General features: G+C 62.5%; 16 protein-coding genes. 6 read left to right on the forward strand and 10 right to left on the reverse strand.

Annotated elements, in window-relative coordinates; all coding sequences use genetic code 11:
• Positions 1 to 10 precede the first annotated feature (10 nt).
• Positions 11 to 895: a dihydrodipicolinate synthase family protein gene (locus RIN56_17935; GenBank protein ID MDR7868676.1), complete on the reverse strand. Its 885-nt coding sequence runs from the start codon at positions 893 to 895 to the stop codon at positions 11 to 13.
• Positions 896 to 1,038: 143 nt separating this feature from the next.
• On the opposite strand from RIN56_17935, the gene RIN56_17940 reads away from it, so the two are divergent.
• Both RIN56_17940 and RIN56_17945 read left to right on the forward strand, forming a co-directional pair.
• A complete protein-coding gene (locus tag RIN56_17940; GenBank protein MDR7868677.1) occupies positions 1,039 to 1,761 on the forward strand; it encodes a L,D-transpeptidase in 723 nt (240 codons plus the stop codon).
• A gap of 239 nt (positions 1,762 to 2,000) precedes the next feature.
• Complete coding sequence (locus RIN56_17945; GenBank protein MDR7868678.1) at positions 2,001 to 2,660, forward strand: nitroreductase family protein; 660 nt, start codon at positions 2,001 to 2,003, stop codon at positions 2,658 to 2,660.
• A gap of 7 nt (positions 2,661 to 2,667) precedes the next feature.
• On the opposite strand, the gene RIN56_17950 is transcribed toward RIN56_17945, so the two are convergent.
• Positions 2,668 to 2,880: a hypothetical protein gene (locus RIN56_17950; protein ID MDR7868679.1), complete on the reverse strand. Its 213-nt coding sequence runs from the start codon at positions 2,878 to 2,880 to the stop codon at positions 2,668 to 2,670.
• A gap of 290 nt (positions 2,881 to 3,170) precedes the next feature.
• Here RIN56_17950 and RIN56_17955 point away from each other — a divergent pair, with 290 nt between their 5' ends.
• Positions 3,171 to 4,406 carry an MFS transporter gene (locus RIN56_17955; GenBank protein MDR7868680.1) on the forward strand — a complete coding sequence of 412 codons (1,236 nt, stop codon included), beginning with the start codon at positions 3,171 to 3,173 and terminating at the stop codon, positions 4,404 to 4,406.
• Between the two features lie 23 nt (positions 4,407 to 4,429).
• On the opposite strand, the gene RIN56_17960 is transcribed toward RIN56_17955, so the two are convergent.
• Both RIN56_17960 and dat read right to left on the reverse strand, forming a co-directional pair.
• Complete coding sequence (locus tag RIN56_17960; protein MDR7868681.1) at positions 4,430 to 4,702, reverse strand: hypothetical protein; 273 nt, start codon at positions 4,700 to 4,702, stop codon at positions 4,430 to 4,432.
• A gap of 376 nt (positions 4,703 to 5,078) precedes the next feature.
• Positions 5,079 to 5,936 (reverse strand): D-amino-acid transaminase, encoded by an 858-nt coding sequence (gene dat / locus RIN56_17965; GenBank protein ID MDR7868682.1) that lies wholly within the window; start codon positions 5,934 to 5,936, stop codon positions 5,079 to 5,081.
• A gap of 139 nt (positions 5,937 to 6,075) precedes the next feature.
• Here dat and RIN56_17970 point away from each other — a divergent pair, with 139 nt between their 5' ends.
• Positions 6,076 to 6,612: a pyruvate kinase alpha/beta domain-containing protein gene (locus tag RIN56_17970; protein MDR7868683.1), complete on the forward strand. Its 537-nt coding sequence runs from the start codon at positions 6,076 to 6,078 to the stop codon at positions 6,610 to 6,612.
• On the opposite strand, the gene RIN56_17975 is transcribed toward RIN56_17970, so the two are convergent.
• Complete coding sequence (locus tag RIN56_17975; GenBank protein MDR7868684.1) at positions 6,609 to 7,073, reverse strand: peroxiredoxin; 465 nt, start codon at positions 7,071 to 7,073, stop codon at positions 6,609 to 6,611. The two genes, RIN56_17970 and RIN56_17975, sit on opposite strands and share 4 nt — an antisense overlap.
• A gap of 85 nt (positions 7,074 to 7,158) precedes the next feature.
• Between RIN56_17975 and RIN56_17980 the strand changes: the two genes are divergently transcribed.
• Together RIN56_17980 and RIN56_17985 are read left to right on the forward strand one after the other, a co-directional pair.
• Positions 7,159 to 8,112: a DMT family transporter gene (locus RIN56_17980; protein MDR7868685.1), complete on the forward strand. Its 954-nt coding sequence runs from the start codon at positions 7,159 to 7,161 to the stop codon at positions 8,110 to 8,112.
• The gene (locus tag RIN56_17985; protein MDR7868686.1) at positions 8,097 to 9,212 is read left to right on the forward strand and encodes an acyltransferase; all 1,116 of its coding nucleotides are present in this window, start codon (positions 8,097 to 8,099) and stop codon (positions 9,210 to 9,212) included. Before RIN56_17980 ends, RIN56_17985 begins: the two co-directional genes overlap by 16 nt.
• A 14-nt stretch (positions 9,213 to 9,226) precedes the next feature.
• Here the strand turns inward: RIN56_17985 and RIN56_17990 are convergent, their stop codons facing one another.
• From RIN56_17990 to RIN56_18010, 5 genes are all read right to left on the reverse strand, one after another.
• Positions 9,227 to 9,925, reverse strand: a complete 699-nt coding sequence (locus RIN56_17990; protein ID MDR7868687.1) for a methyltransferase domain-containing protein — start codon at positions 9,923 to 9,925, stop codon at positions 9,227 to 9,229.
• Positions 9,922 to 11,322, reverse strand: coding sequence for a hypothetical protein (locus tag RIN56_17995; protein MDR7868688.1), 1,401 nt, complete (start codon positions 11,320 to 11,322; stop codon positions 9,922 to 9,924). Before RIN56_17995 ends, RIN56_17990 begins: the two co-directional genes overlap by 4 nt.
• A gap of 162 nt (positions 11,323 to 11,484) precedes the next feature.
• On the reverse strand, positions 11,485 to 13,239 hold the full coding sequence (pyk, locus tag RIN56_18000; GenBank protein MDR7868689.1) for a pyruvate kinase: 1,755 nt from the start codon (positions 13,237 to 13,239) through the stop codon (positions 11,485 to 11,487).
• A 15-nt stretch (positions 13,240 to 13,254) separates the two neighbouring features.
• A complete protein-coding gene (locus RIN56_18005; protein MDR7868690.1) occupies positions 13,255 to 13,452 on the reverse strand; it encodes a hypothetical protein in 198 nt (65 codons plus the stop codon).
• Between the two features lie 24 nt (positions 13,453 to 13,476).
• Positions 13,477 to 15,564, reverse strand: a complete 2,088-nt coding sequence (locus RIN56_18010; GenBank protein ID MDR7868691.1) for a sigma-54-dependent Fis family transcriptional regulator — start codon at positions 15,562 to 15,564, stop codon at positions 13,477 to 13,479.
• Positions 15,565 to 15,656: the final 92 nt, after the last annotated feature.

Here is a 15,656-nt window from a genome sequence, read left to right on the forward strand (position 1 = left end):
ATCAACGGCTCTATTGAACTTGGACTCCCAACTTGCGGGCCCAGGCGAAGATTTTGTCTTCTTGGCCAGGGGCCAATCCCAGCGGCGCGGATACGGTGGGGTCGCAGATGCCGAGTTTGCTGAGGACGAGCTTGATGACGGCGGGGGCGGGACCGAAGCCGCCCATGAGGGGGATGAGGGAGGCGCGTTTCTGGAGGTCCAGGGCGGCGGGAAGGTCGCCGCGGCTGAAGGCGTTATAGACGTCGGCGCAGAGTTTGGGGACCATGCTGCAGCCGGCGTAGATGCCGCCTTTGGCGCCGAGGAGGTAGGCGGCGAGGCCGAGGGCGGGGTTGCCGGACATGACGGCGAAGGCGCGGCCGGCGGTGAGGTCGAGGTAGCGCTGCATGGCGACGAAGTCGCCGGCGCTGTCTTTGACGCCGATGATGTTGGGGTGGGCGGCTAGTTTTTCGAGGGTGTCGGGGGCGATGGCCGTTTTGGTCATCTGGGGGAAGTTGTAGAGGATGACGGGCAGGGCCGAGGCTTCGGCGACGGCCTGGAAGTGGCGGGCGACGGCAGCCTGGTCGAGGGGGTAGTAGTAGGGCATGGCGACGAGGACGGCGTCGGCTTTGTAGGCGGCAGCCGCCTTGATCTGGGCGAGGGTTTTCTTTGTGCCGGTGTCGCCGCAGCCGATGAGGACGGGTACGCTTCCTTTGACTTCGTCGAGGGCGGTTTCGATGGCGTCGTGGCGCATGGCGTCGGTCATGGCGGGGAATTCGCCGGTGGTGCCGAGGACGACGACGCCGTGGACGCCGCCTTCGAGGCAGTAGCGGACGACGCGCCGGTAGGCGGCTTTGTCTACTTGCTCGTCCGGGGTGAGGGGGGTGACCATCGCCGGAAATACACCCTTGAGTTCCATGTAATCACTCCTTATGGTTTGTTTCCCTGCGTTTGCAGGGGTTGCCTCTTTGTCCACATGTTACTTGGTATGGCCGGTCGGGCCCTTTCTGATAATAGGTCTGACAGATAAGGCTGATCTTCCCGCCGAAGGGAGGTGATGGATTGCGTTTGGTCCTTTGCCTGAGCCTGCTTTTGACGAGTTTTTGCGGCAGCAGTCACGCCAGTCCCGAGATTTATATCAATATTCCTGAGTATAAGCTCACGGTGATTGACAAAGGACAAGCGGTAAGAAGCTACGATATTGCGGTGGGTACGCCTTACGAGCAGACGCCGGCCGGCAGTTTCGCGGTGTTTGTGAAGCAGGAATACCCTGTCTGGTACCCTGGCGCGAAGTTCGCCGACCGCACGCCGGTGCCGCCCGGACCGGATAACCCTCTGGGCAGCCGCTGGATGGAGTTCGCGCCTTCGTACGGCATCCACGGGACGAATGTGGATTGGTCGATAAGCTACCCGGTGTCGGGGGGCTGTATCCGTATGCACGACGCGGATGCCCGCGAGCTTTACGAGCGGGTGGATATCGGTACGCCGGTGACGGTGGTGTACGAGACGCTGGTGCTGGTGGAGAAGAGGGACGGGCTGTATCTTAAGGTGCTGCCGGATATTTACGGACGGCAGACGTCGAGCCGCGAGCGTTTCCTAAAGCTTTTTTCGCCGCTGGCCACGCACTGGCGGACGGTGCGCGAGCCTGTTTTCCCGCTGAAGGAAGCGGAGGATGCTTATGAGGTAAAGTTCGCCGTGCGGAAGATATTACCTGCCGGCTGGCCGGTGGCGGAGCTTGCCGCGCAGCCGGCGCAGCCGAGCGCGGCGCCGCCGCTTCCCAAGTGACGAATATAGCGGTGCGATCGGCCGGGAACGCCCTGGAGGGGCGTGCCGGCCGGTCTTTTTGTTGGCCGCGGCCGCGGGCGGAGCGGCCGGCGGGCAGGAATTAAACGGGGCGAGGGGGAAATAAGGTGGTTGTGTCTGTATTGTAGCTCACGGCGGGCCGAGCGGTAAAATTGCTGTTTGGAATGCCGTTTATGCTTTGCGTCTATGGGCATGATTATCCTGGTTGGGAGGGAAATGAGATGTTGGTTTCCGAGGCGCTCGTCCGCCGCCGCGCGATCCGCGATTACGATCCGGGGTTCGTTATCGGCGACGATGTTTTGGCCCGCCTGTTTTCGCTGGTGAAGCTCGCTCCGTCGGCGATGAATTTGCAGCCGTGGGAGTTTATCGTGGTGCGGGATGCGGCGGCGAAGAAGAAGCTGCGGGCCTGCGCGATGGATCAGTACCAGATCGAGCTGGCGTCGGCGACGGTGATTGTGATGGGCAATACCGATATGCTGGCCCATTTCGAGCCGGTGTACGCGGATCTGGTGTCGCTGGGCGGTACGACGCCGGAGCGGGTGGAGGGCTCGCGCCGTTATGTGAAGAGGTTTGACGATGATTTGCGCTACCGCGAGCTGTGGGCGACGCGCAACGCGGCGCTGGCGGCGATGGCGCTTATGCTGGCGGCGCAGGAGCTGGGCCTCGATTCGGGGCCGATGGATGGGTTTTACCCGGATAAGATTCTGGCGGCGTTCGCCGTGCCGGGAAATTATCTGCCGGTGATGCTGGTGACGCTGGGCCGGCGGGCGAAGGAGCCCCCGTATCCCCGCCAGTGGCGGCGGGATTTCGCCGCTATGGTGCATCTGGATGCTTTCGGCGAAAAAAAAGGACGGGCTATTGTCCCGTCCGAGGAGTGTTAGTTATTTATCAGCTGCAACAGCCGCGGCCGCTGGTAGCCTGTACGCCGCGCAGCACGAGTTTGCTGCCGAAGATGGAGACGTCGGCGTCGATCTCGATGTGGCCGAGGTCGCGCAGTGAGCTATGCACGTAAACGGTGGCGCCGCTAACGGTTTGCTGTTCGTATTCGTTGGCTTCGCTGGCTTCGGGTGCGCCCCGCCGCACGGACGGGATGGTTCTCACCTGAGGGCCGCCTCAGCCAAAGGTTACTTTTTTCTCGACTTTGACGGTGACGATGTTGCCCTCTTCGGCGATTATAGACTGCGCCTTGGGGCTGATCGTTAAGTTCATGGGCAGCAGCTCCTTTCTCTGATACCCCCCTCCAGGGGGAGGGTGGCTTTCTTTTATTGTAATATGGTGCCCAGGAACCGTCAAGGGCATTACGGGTTTTGGCCCGTCCGCAAGATATAATCAATTATTATCGCCTATGCCCGGCGAGGTTTTCGCCGCGGGCGCGAATGACGGGAGAAAATATGAACAATTGTTGTGACGGGGTTAAGAATGCGGGACGCCGGGCCGGCGGGAGCGCGCTGATGCTGGCCGCTTTCGCGGCGGGCTGGGCGGTGCTGTACGCCGACCGCACGGCGCTTTATCCGCTGCTGTCGGTTATCGCCGGCGAGTTCGCGCTGTCGTCGACCGAGGTCGGTCTGCTGACAAGTACTTATTTTCTGCTTTACCTGGTGCTGCAGATTCCGGCTGGTATGGCCGGCGACCGCTGGGGCCTGAAGAGGGTGCTGTTGGTGACCTACGCCCTGGCGGGCGCAGGGGTTATCGGGCTGGGACTGGCGGGGGCGAATTATGCCTGGCTGCTGTTTTTCGTAGGGCTGCATGGTCTGGGCGCGGGAGGGTATTATCCGGCCGCGTACGGGACGATGCTGCAGGTGGTGCCGCCTGAACGGCGCGGGATCAGCGCGGCGGTGGTGGGCACGGGGATGGCGGCCGGGCTGCTGGCCGGGCTGGCGATGAGCGGGCCGGTGTTTGAGTGGCTGGGTAGCTGGCGGGCGCCTTTCGTGCTGCTGAGTATCCCGACGTTTTTGATGCTGGGCTTTTTCCAACTGGCGGTGCCGGAGGTGAAAAGCGCGGCGGCGTGTTCCTGGCGCGATTACCGGGCGATCCTGGGCGACCGCGAGCTGTGGCTGATCAATATCGTAACTTTCACCGCCTTGTACGGGTTCTGGGTGGCGGTGACGTGGGGACCTACTTTTCTCAAGCTGGAGCGCGGCTTCAGCCTGGGCCAGGCGGGCCTGTACACCGGGCTGGTGGCGTTGACGGCGCTGCCGGCGGGTCTGCTGTGGGGCCGCCTGTCGGACCGCTATGGCCGCAAGCCGCTGGCGCTGATGGTTTTGCCCTGCGCGGCGCTGACGCTGGGGACTCTGTCGCAGGTGACGAGCCCGCCGGCGATCATAGCTGCGCTGCTGGCTTTCGGGCTGTTCAGCAATTCGGCGTTTACGCCGATAATGGCGGCCTGGACGGGGGATATCGTCAGCCGGCGCTATCCGGGGCTGATGGGGGCGGCTATCGGGGTGTTCAATTTCGTGGTGATGTCGGCGGCGATTGTGGCGCCGACGGTGTCGGGGTTTCTGCGCGACGCTACCGGCTCGTTGGTGCCGGCGATGCTGGCCGGCAGCGCGCTGGTGCTGTGCGGGTCGTTGCTGCTTTTGCTGCTGCCTGGTAAGGCGGCGGAGGAAACGAATAAGACCGGGCCATGATGGCCCGGTCTTCGCTTTTGGCGCTAGATGGGGAAGCAGGGGCGGCGCGGGAAGCAGCCTTGGCGAGGGAAGCAGAAGCCGACCGGGAAGCAGCCGACCTGACGGGGGAAACAGAAACGGCGGGGGAAGCAGCCGAAGAAGAAGCCCTGACGGGGGAAGCAGAAGCGGCGCGGGAAGCAGCCGAAACCGAAGCCGAAGCCGGTGCCGAAGCCGGCGCCGATGAAAATCTGGCGGTCGTCTCTGGAGTCGTCATCCCATTCGTCGATTTCGGGGTAATCCCATACTGGTCTGCGCATTGTGTTCGCTCCTTTCCTGATAATAGAGTTTTGCTACATAATATGTAAAGGCGATGGTTGTTGTTACTATCACGCCAGGGCGCGGAAAAGAACGAAGCCACCCGCAATGGGTGGCTTTGCGTTTTTGGGCTGTAATTTAGGCTGGTCAAAAACGAGCATAGCTAGGCGCACCGGATAAGCAGACACACAACGCTTTAGCGTTGATGTGATCGCTTATACCCGAAAGGGTGCGAGCGCGCCGCGACGACGGCCCCGGATGGGCCTAGTGCCGGACGCGCCATGGATGGCGAAAGCGGCCGGCCGCGTACACGGACGTACGCTAGCAAGCGCTCTGAGGAGCAACGACGCTAGGCGAAGCTTTTCAACGGCCTGGTGACTATTTGGCGCCGCACGCTTTGACGATGAGGGCGTTATACGCTTCGATGAGTTTGCGGGTGACGGCGCCGGGCTGGCCGTCGCCGACGGTGGCGGTGTCCATGCGGACGAGGGGCATGATTTCGGTGTTGGTGCCGGAGACGAAGGCTTCTTCGGCTTTGAGGGCGAAGGCCTGGTCGAAGCCTTTTTCGACGACGGTGAGGCCGAGTTGGGGGGCGAGCTGTTCGAGGATGATGGTGCGGGTGACGCCGCGGAGGATGAGGTTGCTGACGGGGTGGGTCCAGAGGACGCCGTCTTTGACGATGAAGAAGTTGCTGCTGGAGCCTTCGGTGACGATGCCGTCGCGGATCTGGACGGCTTCGAAGGCGCCGACTTCTTTGCCCCGCTGTTTGGCGAGGAGGTTGCCGAGGAGGTTGATGGATTTGATGTCGCACCGCATCCAGCGCTCGTCGGGGACGAAGGAGCCTTTGGCGCCGCTGGCCTGGAGCTCGACGTTGGTTTTGGCGGGGCGTATGGACATGGTGAGGCGGGGTACCATATTTTCGGGGAAGGCGTGGGCCCGGGGGGCGACGCCGCGGGTAATCTGGAGGTAGATGGCCGCTTCGGTGAGGCCGCTTTCGGCGATGAGCCGCTCGTGGAAGGAGGCGAGTTCTTCGAAGGTGTAGACGGCGGGGATTTTGAGTTCGCGCAGCGATCTGTAGAGCCGGTCCATGTGGGGTTTGAGGGCGAAGGGTTTGCCGTTATAGACGCGGGTTACTTCGTAAACGCCGTCGCCGAATTGGTAACCGCGGTCTTCCATTTCGACGATTTTTTCTTTGAGGTCGATTATCCGGCCGTCAATGAGTCCGATGGGTCCCATGTTATCCATCCTTTCTGTTTCGGGTGTTTAGTTTTATTCCCCGCCGGCCCGGATATTCCTGCCAGGCGGCGGCCGTCGGCAGGAAAAGTACCGCGCGGCGGGGAAGTTAGCGGAGAGTTTTCATGAAGGAGTGAGGTTAATGTACTGGAAGAAACCAGGTTTGTCGAATACGGCCGCTACGGTGGAGCTTGCCCTGGCCAAGGCTGCCGACGCCGGGATAAGCGATATTGTGGTGGCGTCGTGCAGCGGGGCGACGGCGGGCCTGCTGGCCAGCAAGGCGCCGAATGTGGTGTGCGTGACTCACGCGCAGGGGTATGCGAAGCCGGGGGAGAACGAGATGCCGGCCGAGGTGCGGGCCGAGCTTACGGGCCGCGGGGTTAAGGTGCTGACGACGACGCATGTGCTGTCGGGGGCGGAACGGGGCGTAAGCGGCAAGTTCGGCGGAACGTATCCGGTGGAGATTATGGCGCATACGCTGCGGATGTTCGGCCAGGGTGTGAAGGTGTGCGTGGAGGTGGCGGTGATGGCGCTGGACGCCGGCCTGATCCCGCACGGCCGCGAGGTGATCGCGATCGGCGGCACCGGCAAGGGCGCGGATACGGCGGTGGTGATAAGGCCGGGACACGCGGCGAGTATTTTTGATACGTATATTGTGGAGATTATTTGTAAGCCTTAGGATTTGAGTGCGTCGAGAACCGTTTTGGCGTGGCCGGCGACTTTGACGCCGCGAAAGGCGTGGGCGATGAGGCCGGTTTCGTCGATGATGAAGGTGGAGCGTTCGATGCCGAGGACTTTTTTGCCGTACATGGTTTTTTCTTTGATGACGCCGTAGAGCCGGCAGACGGCGCCGTCGGCGTCGCTGAGGAGCGGATAGAGCAAGCCGTTTTTGGCGCTGAATTTTTCGTGGGTGGCGAGGCTGTCGCGGCTGACGCCGAAGATGAGGGCCCCGGCGGCGACGATTTCGGGGTGGATGTCGCGAAACTCGCGAGCTTCGTCAGTTCAGCCGGCGGTGTTGTCTTTGGAGTAGAAGAAGAGGACGATTTTTGTGCCGCGGTGGGCGCTGAGGCTCACCGCCGCCCCGCCGGTGGCCGGGAGGTTGAAGTCCGGCGCCGGCGTTCCTTTGCCGATTTGGCTCACTTTGTTACCTTCTTTCGCAATATTTTCCGACTATGTTTAGTATAGCATGAAGCAGCTTTGCTAGTCACATGGAGGATAGGGTAAAATGACCGATACGAAGCCCGGAATTATGTATGCCGCTCTGATGAGCGTGGCTCTCCTGTGGGGAGCTTCGTTCGCCGCCGCCAAGATCGGGATGAACGAGCTGGCGCCGATTAATCTGGTGGTGCTGCGGTTTGTGATCGCGGCCGCGGTTTTCGCCGCTATTCTGCTTTTCCGGCGGGAGCGGTCGACGATTGAACGGGCCGATGTGTGGCGGTTCGTGGTGCTCGGTTTTATGATGGTGACGTCGTATTTTTATATCCAGTATACCGCGCTGACGTTTACGACGACGGTGAATGCGGCGCTGATCGTGGCGACGATCCCGGTGTGGACGGCGATATTCGCGGCGGCGCTGGGCTGGGAGCGGGTGTCGCTGGCGGGGGCGGCGGGGATTGCGGTGGCGCTGGGCGGGGTGACGCTGATTATCAGCGGCGGCCGCGGGGGCGCCGATTTGCTGTCGTCGGCGACGCTGCCGGGCGATCTGCTGATTTTGGTGAACGCGCTGACGTGGGCCGGGATTACGCTGTACGGGAAGGAGATCATGCAGAAGTATCCGCCGTTCCTGACGATGGCGTGGACGCATATTTTCGGGACAATTATGCTGGCGCCGTTTGCGTTTGTGGCGACGCCGCTGGCTCCGGTGCCGCTGTCCGGGCAGATCGGCGGCATTACGTGGCCGACGGTGGCGAGCGCTCTTTTTCTGGCGCTGCTGTGTTCGGTGTACGCTTATTATGTGTGGTACCTGGGGGTGGAGCGGCTGGGGGCGGTGCGGACGGCGTCGTTTTCGTATTTCAACCCGCTGTTTGCGGCGATCGTGGGGGTGCTGCTGATGGGCGAGACGCTGAGCGGGTATGTGGCGACGGGCGGCCTGATCGTGCTGGCGGGGGTTTATGTGACGAATAGGGCGGCGCGGCGAAGCGCCCCGCCGGCAAGGAGCGAGTCATGCCGGGACGGGTGACGGCGGTCGAGTATATCCGCGGGGCGGCGATGCTGGGGGTTGTGGGTATCCACACGGGGGCGTATTCGCTGTCCGGCCCGGCGGTGAATGTCCATCTGTTCGCGCTGCTGGAGATCGTTTCCCGCTTCAGTGTGCCGATCTTTTTTTTCGTGTCGGCGTTCGGCCTTTTCCGCCAGTATCGCCCGGGGACGCCGCTGGATTACGGCGCTTTTTACCGGCGGCGGGCGCTGACGGTGCTGGTGCCGTATCTGGCGTGGTCGCTTTTGTATATGTGGCTTTATTCGTGGACGACGGGCGAGGCGCATATTTGGGAGCCGCCGTATGTTTACGAGTTTTTGTTTTTCGGCCTGGCTTCGTATCAGTTGTATTTTCTGGTGATTTTGGTCTGGTTTTACGCGCTGATGCCGCTGTGGCGGGCGGTGACGCCGGCTTTGGCGGCGCGGCCGCTGCCGTGGCTGGGGGCGCTGCTGGCGGCGCAGGCGGCGTTTAATTATTGGTCGTGCAATGTGCTGGCAGCCGGAGCGGATGATTATTATGTGAATTTGGCACTGAAGCATCGCCTGAGTTATTGGGTGCTGCATTATGTGTTCGTGTTTTTGCTGGGGGCGGTGTGCGCGGTGCGCCTGGAGGATTTCCGGGCGCTGGCGGCCCGGCGGCGGCGGGAGATCAATGTTTTCTTCGCTCTCGCGCTGGCGATTATGCTGGGGCGGTATTACTGGCTGCTGGGGACCGGCTACGAGCTGGAACGGACGGTGAATACGCTGCAGCAGCTTTCCCCGGAGGGGCTGGTGTATACGCTGGCGGCGTGTCTTTTTCTGTTCGCGGTTTTCGACCGGCCGCTGCCGGCTGCCGTGTCCTCTCCCCTATCGCTGCTGGCCCGCCATTCGTATGCGGTGTATCTGGTGCATCCGCTGGTGATGTTTTTCCTGGAGGCCGAGCTGAAGGCGGCGGGGGTGGCGATGGCGACGCCGGTGGTGGCGGGGTTCTATGTTGCCACGGTGATTGTAAGTTTGCTGTTTACGGCGGCGCTGGGTTGTTTGCCGGCGCTGGGGCCGCTGCTGACAGGGACGGCGCCGAAAATCAGAAAACCCGGAGCGTAAATGCTCCGGGTTTATTATTCGGGTTTGTCGACTCTGACGACGAGGAAGGCGCCCATGGAGGGGATGTGGTTCTGGCACCAGCGCTCGAAGGGGTCGGGGCGGCGGATGAGGGCGGCGGGGGCGAAGGGGGGTACGAAGATGGCGCCGCGCCAGGCGGTTATTTTGTGGGGGGCGAGGTAGGCGCGGAGGTCGCCGAGGCTGTGGAAGGTGGCGTGGCGGAAGACGGTTTTTTTGAAGTAGGTTTTGAGGCGGCGCTGCCACGCCCAGGGGCTGAGGCTGCCGAGGGTGGCGACGACGAGGCGGCCGCCGGGTTTGACGATGCGGTACATGTCCTGGAGGCAGGCGCGGGGGTCGGCGAAGAATTCCATGGCGGTGATGCTGGTGACCATGTCGAAGCTGGCGGTGGCGAAGGGCAAGGCTGCGGCGTCGCCCGTGAGGAAGGCTACGGCGTCGCCATGGCGGGCGGTGCGGCGGGCGGCGAGGGCGAGCATTTCGGGGGAGATGTCGACGCCGGTGACGCGGGCGCCGGCCTGGAGGAGTTCGTCGGTGTATATGCCGGTGCCGCAGCCGATGTCGGCTACGGTCATGCCGGGGGCGGGGGCGGCGAGGGCCATGACGGCTTCGCGCTCGAAGCGATGGACGTAGCTCCCGTGGGGGGTGGCGAACCAGGCGTCGTATTTGGCGGCGAGTTCGTGGAAGTAGTTGGCGTTCATAGCAGGAAGCCCAGCTTTTGTTTGTCGGCGTCGGTGAGGAGGACGGGGGCGGCGAGTTCGGCGCCGATTGCGGAGCGCCTGGCCTGGCGGCCCCTGGCCCGCAGCCAGTAGGCGGCGAGGAGCTGGCAGAAGCGTTTGGCGGCCCGGGGGTTGGCCCGGTCGGCCCCGGCCCAGCAGCGGAGGAATTCGGTGAGGATGTCGCCGACGGTGGTGACCATGTCCTGACGGGCGGCGAATTCGGCGACGGCGAGGCTTTCGCGGACGATGAGGTAGAGTGCCTGGGGACGGAAGTCGGCGGCGTGCTCGGGGGTGGCGAATTTGAGTTCGAGGGCGAGCAGTTCGCGGCCGATCTCAAGGAGGGGCAGGACGAGGGCGAAGCCTTCGGCGAGGCCGTGGCGCTGGATGGCCATCCTGGCGGTTTGGCCGGCGCCGGCGACCGAGGCTTCCCAGTGTTTGAGGTCGGAGGCGGCGAGAGAGATGCGCAGGGCGCATTCGCCGATGGCGGGCGCGAGGGCGCTGCGGGGGCGGAGGCTGGCGGTGCCGGCGAGGTTGTGCCATTCTTTGACGAGGGCGGCGCGGTCCGCGGGCGGCCACAGGCCGCTCTCGCCCCGACGGGCGGTGAATTCGACGAGGATGGCGAACATGTTGCCGTCGTTGTTTTGGACGATGCGGTGGAGCCAGGCGCAGATAAGGGCGGCGAGTTCGGCGGCCGGCTGGCCGGCGAGCCGGGCGGGCAGGACGGAGTCGAGACGGGTGACGATTTCGCGGAAGAGGTCGCCGTCGCGGCGGCGGAGGACGAGGATGCCGGTGGTTCTGAGTACTTTGAGGGCGGCGACTGCGGTAGGCCGGTCGTCTTCCCAGCCGGTCTTTTCGAGGAGAGAAAAAATAATTTCGGCCGCTTTCGCAGCTAAGAAGTTGTATTTTTCCCTTAAGGCGACGGCGGCGATGGTGGTGAGCTGCTCGGCGGCGGCCGGCACGGCTTCGTCGGGCAGACGCCTGAGGAGCAGCCGGAAGGCGTCGAGGGCGGCGGCGGCGGTGTCGGGCTGTTTGGCGCGGATGGCCCGTGCGGCTAAAGCGCCGAGCTGGACGGCTTCGTCCGGTCGGGCGATGCCTTGTCCGTAGACGGTTTTGATGAGGTCGACGGCCTGGTAGGCGCCTTGGTCGTCTTTGCCGCTTACGGCGGCGTGGGCGAGGCCGAAGAGCTGCCGCAGGAGGTCGAGGGTGTCGGGGCTCAGGCGGCTGCGTTTGAGGCGGGCGACTCTGGCGGCGAGGCGGCGGCGGCGCCCGGCAAAGCCGCGGGAGCGCTTATAGAGGAAGGCGGCGAGCAGGAGCAGGACAACAACGGCCGCGGCGGCGCCATAAAGCCAGACGGGCTCGATCGCGTCTAGTATTTCCATGCCTCTCCCCTCCCCTCTTTTTTATGCTTAGATTCCAAAGGCTGTCTAAAAAGCTCCAGATGCAAGGCGCACCGGAGGATGGCCCGCGCCGGCGTACTTGGTTGCGTACGTCAAGCGGGCCATCCGAGGAGCAACGCCGCAGATGGACTTTTTAGGCAGCCTTTATTTTGCGTTGATTTGGCCTTTGTAAATTACGCCCCGCGCCGAATCGACGGTGACGGTGATGCCGTCGGTGAGTTGTTCGGTGGCGCCGTCGACGCCGACGACGACGGGCAGGCCGTAGCTGATGCCGATGATGGCGGCGTGGGATGTGAAGCCGCCTTCTTCGGTGACGATGGCGGCGGCCTTGGCGGCGTAGGGGGCGGTTTCTTCGTCGACGGTGCTGACGACGAGGATGTCGCCGGGGACGAATTTTTCGGTTATGTCGCTGGGGGTGCGGGCTACGCAGACTTTGCCGGTGACGACCCGCTGGCCGATGCCGGTGCCGCGAAGGAGGATGCTGCCGACGATGACGACTCTGATCATGTTGGTGGTGCCTTTGGTGCCGGCCGGGACGCCGGCGGTGATGACGACGAGGTCGCCTTCTTTGACGACGCCGGCGGAAAGGGCGAGGGCGATGGCGTTGGCGACCATTTCGTCGGTGTTCTGGGCGCCGGAGCCGAGGACGGGGTGGACGCCCCAGTAGAGCTGGCAGCGCCTGAGGGTCTTGACCCGCGGGGTGACGGCGACGATGGCGGCCTGGGGCCGGTAGCGGGCGACCATGCGGGCGGTGAAGCCTGATTCGGAGATGGTTATGATGGCGCCGGCGCCGAGTTCGTGGGCGACCTGGACGGTGGCGTGGCTGATGGCGCCGGTGGTGGTGCGCTGGACGGTGAGGCCTTTGGCGAGGAGGATGTCGCTGTAGTCGAGGGCGGCTTCGGTGCGCGCGGCGATGCGGGCCATGGTTTCGAGGGCCTCGACGGGATAGGCGCCGGCGGCGGTTTCGCCGCTGAGCATGATGGCGTCGCTGCCGTCGAAGATGGCGTTGGCGATGTCGCTGGCTTCGGCTCTGGTGGGCCGGGGGTTGGCGAGCATGGATTCTAGCATTTGGGTGGCGGTGATTACGGGTTTGCCGGCGACGTTGCATTTTTCGATGAGGAGCTTCTGGACGATGGGTACTTCTTCGGTGGGGATTTCGACGCCGAGGTCGCCGCGGGCGACCATGATGCCGTCGGTTACTTTGAGGATTTCGTCGATGTTTTCCACGCCTTCGGCGTTTTCTATCTTGGCGATGATGTCCAGGGAAGAGCCGGTTTCTTCGATGACTTTGCGGATGGCGAGGACGTCGGCGGCCCGCTGGACGAAGGAGGCGGCGACGATGTCCATGCCCTGTTCGACGCCGAAGATGATGTCGGCGACGTCCTGTTCGGAGAGCGGCGGCAGTTTGACGGCGATGCCAGGGGCGGCGACGCGTTTGTTGCTGCTTATTTCCCCGCCGTTTTCGACGGTGGTGACGATGTCGTCGCCGGCGATTTTTTCGACTCTGAGGCTGATGAGGCCGTCGGCGAGGAGGATGGTGTTGCCGGGAGCGACTTCGCTGGGCAGGCCTTTGTGGTTGACGGATACTGTCTGGCTGTCGCCCGCTACTTCGCGGGCGGTGAGGACGAATTGCTGGCCGGCCTCGAGGATGACTTTGCCGGCGGCGATTTTGCCGATGCGCATTTCCGGCCCTTTGGTGTCGAGCATGAGGGCGACGGGAACGCGGCATTCCTCGGCGGCGGCGCGAACCATGGCGATGCGCCGGGCGTGGTCGGCGTGGCTGCCGTGGGAAAAGTTGAAGCGGGCGACGTCCATGCCGCCCCTGATGAGTGCTTGCAGAATGCCCGGTTTGTCGGTGCTGGGACCGACGGTGCAGACGATTTTGGTCTTTTTCAGCATGTGTTTTCTCCTTGCCTATTTGGCGGCGAACTGGCAGAGTACGGCGTGGGCTTCGTCGGCTTCCGATTCAAGGACCATTACTTCGTAGAGTCCGTCGCCGAGCATGGCGATCCCGGCTGGCCGGATGTTGGCGAGCACGCCTTCCTCGGAGAGCAGGTCCCTGATTTCTTCCGCTTGCGCACGGTTGGCTGCTATATACACCACTGTCCACATGATGCCGCCTCCAGGATAGTAAGATTATACGCTGAGGCCGTATTTTTTGAGCTTCTGGTAAAAACCGGACCGATGGATGCCGAGGAGCTGCGCGGCTTTGCTTTTGTTGCCGCCGGCGGCTTCGAGCGCCTTATAGATTGCTTGTTTCTCCGTGTCACCCATTATTCCTGCTAATTGTTTCCCGGCTTCGTCGAGGTCTTTGTTTTTGTGTTGTTTTTTGAGGACGGGCGGCAGGTTGTCGGGAGTTATGACGGCTTCTTCGTCCATGAGGTTGACGGCCCGTTCGAGGATGTTTTCCAGTTCCCGCACGTTGCCGGGCCAGAAGTATTCCATAAGGATTTCCATGGCTTCGGGGGAAACACCTTCCACCCAGTGGGGGGTCTGATTGTTAAGTTTTTTGAGGAGGGTGCTGGCGAGGAGGGGTATGTCTTCTTTGCGTTCCCTCAGCGGCGGAATCTGCAGGGAGATGATGTTGAGCCGGTAGTAGAGGTCCTGGCGGAATTCGCCGCGCTCAATCATGCCTTCGAGGTCGCGGTTGGTGGCGGCGATGACCCGGACGTCGACTTTGACGGGTTTTGTCCCCCCCACTCTCTCTATTTCCCTCTCCTGGAGGACTCTGAGCAGCTTGGCCTGCATGGCGAGGGTCATGTCGCCTATTTCGTCGAGGAAGATGGAGCCGCCGTTGGCGAGTTCGAATTTGCCGGGTTTGCCGCCGCGGCGGGCGCCGGTGAAGGCGCCTTCGTCGTAGCCGAAGAGCTCGGATTCGAGGAGGTTTTCGGGGACGGCGGCGCAGTTGACTTTGATGAGCGGGCCGTGCAGGCGGCCTGAGGCGTTGTGGATGGCGTGGGCGAAGAGTTCTTTGCCTGTGCCGCTTTCGCCGAGGATGAGGACGGTGGAGTTGCCTTTGGCCGCTCTGATGGCGACGGTTTTTATCCAGTCCATTTTTTCGCTGTTGCCGACGATGCTGTCGAAGGTGAATTTTCCGCCCTGGACTTTGCGCAGCTCTTCTTTGTAGTATTCGAGCTGATGCTGGAGGGCATTCATCTGGCGGGCCATGGCTTTAAGGTCTTTGAGGTCTTTGAAGACGCTTTTGCCGACGGCGCCGATGACTTCGCCGTCTTTGATGATGGGGATGCGGGTGACGACGCAGTCTTTGTCTTTGATGCGCTGGATTTCGGCGACTTCGGCTTTGCCGGTGGCGGCGACGATGTGCATGCGGGTGTTGTCGATTACTTCGGTGACGTGCTTGCCGATGACGTCGTGCTGGTCGAGGCCCAGGTAGTCGCCGTAGGAGGAGTTCATCATCCTGATGTAGCCTTTTTTGTCGACGATGACGATGTTTTCGAAGAAGCTTTCGAGGGCCGACTCGAGGGTGCTTTTGAGGCTTTTGACTTCTTCGAGTTCGGCGACGATGGCGGAGAGTTGGGTGATGTCCTGGAAGATGGCGACCGCGCCGACGACTTTGTTGTTTTTTAGTATTGGCGAGCGGTTGGTGAGGATCTGGCAGTTGCCGAGGTTTTGTTTTTGGTTGAGCTCGGGAGCGCCGCGCTCGAGCACGCGGCGAAGGCCGGTGTTGGGCATGACGTCGTCCACCAGCCTGCCGATGACGTTGGCGGCGCTTTGTCCGGTGAGGTTTTCGGCGGCGCGGTTGAACATGGTGACGATGCCTTCGGCGTCGGTGACGATGACGCCGTTGTACATGGCGTTGAGTACGGCCTGCATTTCTTCGGCGAGGAGGAGGGATTTCTCGGATAGGTATTTGACGAGGTCGGTGCGGCTGATGATGCCGATGGGGCGGTTTTCCGCGTCGACGACCGGGAAGACGCTGTAGTTGAAGATGCGGTTGGGGCTCTGGAGTTCACTCAAGGATACGGTGTCGCGCAGGGTGAAGACACCGGTCGTCATTATCTCGCCTACTTGTTTAGCCATCCGGTTTTTGGCCTGTGCTTTGATGAGGTGCGATTTCGTTATCAGCCCGATCAGATGGCCGCTGCCGTCGACGACGGGCGCTCCGTCGATGCGGTTGCGGTCGAAGATCTCGACCGCCTCCTGGAGGGTCATTGTGGGCGGAAACGTGAATACCCGCGAATTCATGATGTCGGATACGCGCATTGCTGAGCCACCTCTCTTTACAGCAAAGGTTAGACACCGGTACGGAAAACCCTGCTAGACAGTGTATATTTTTTTAGACAACAAAAAAATGC

This window comes from Sporomusaceae bacterium, from assembly GCA_031460455.1.
Lineage (GTDB): Bacteria > Bacillota > Negativicutes > Sporomusales > UBA7701 > Anaeroselena.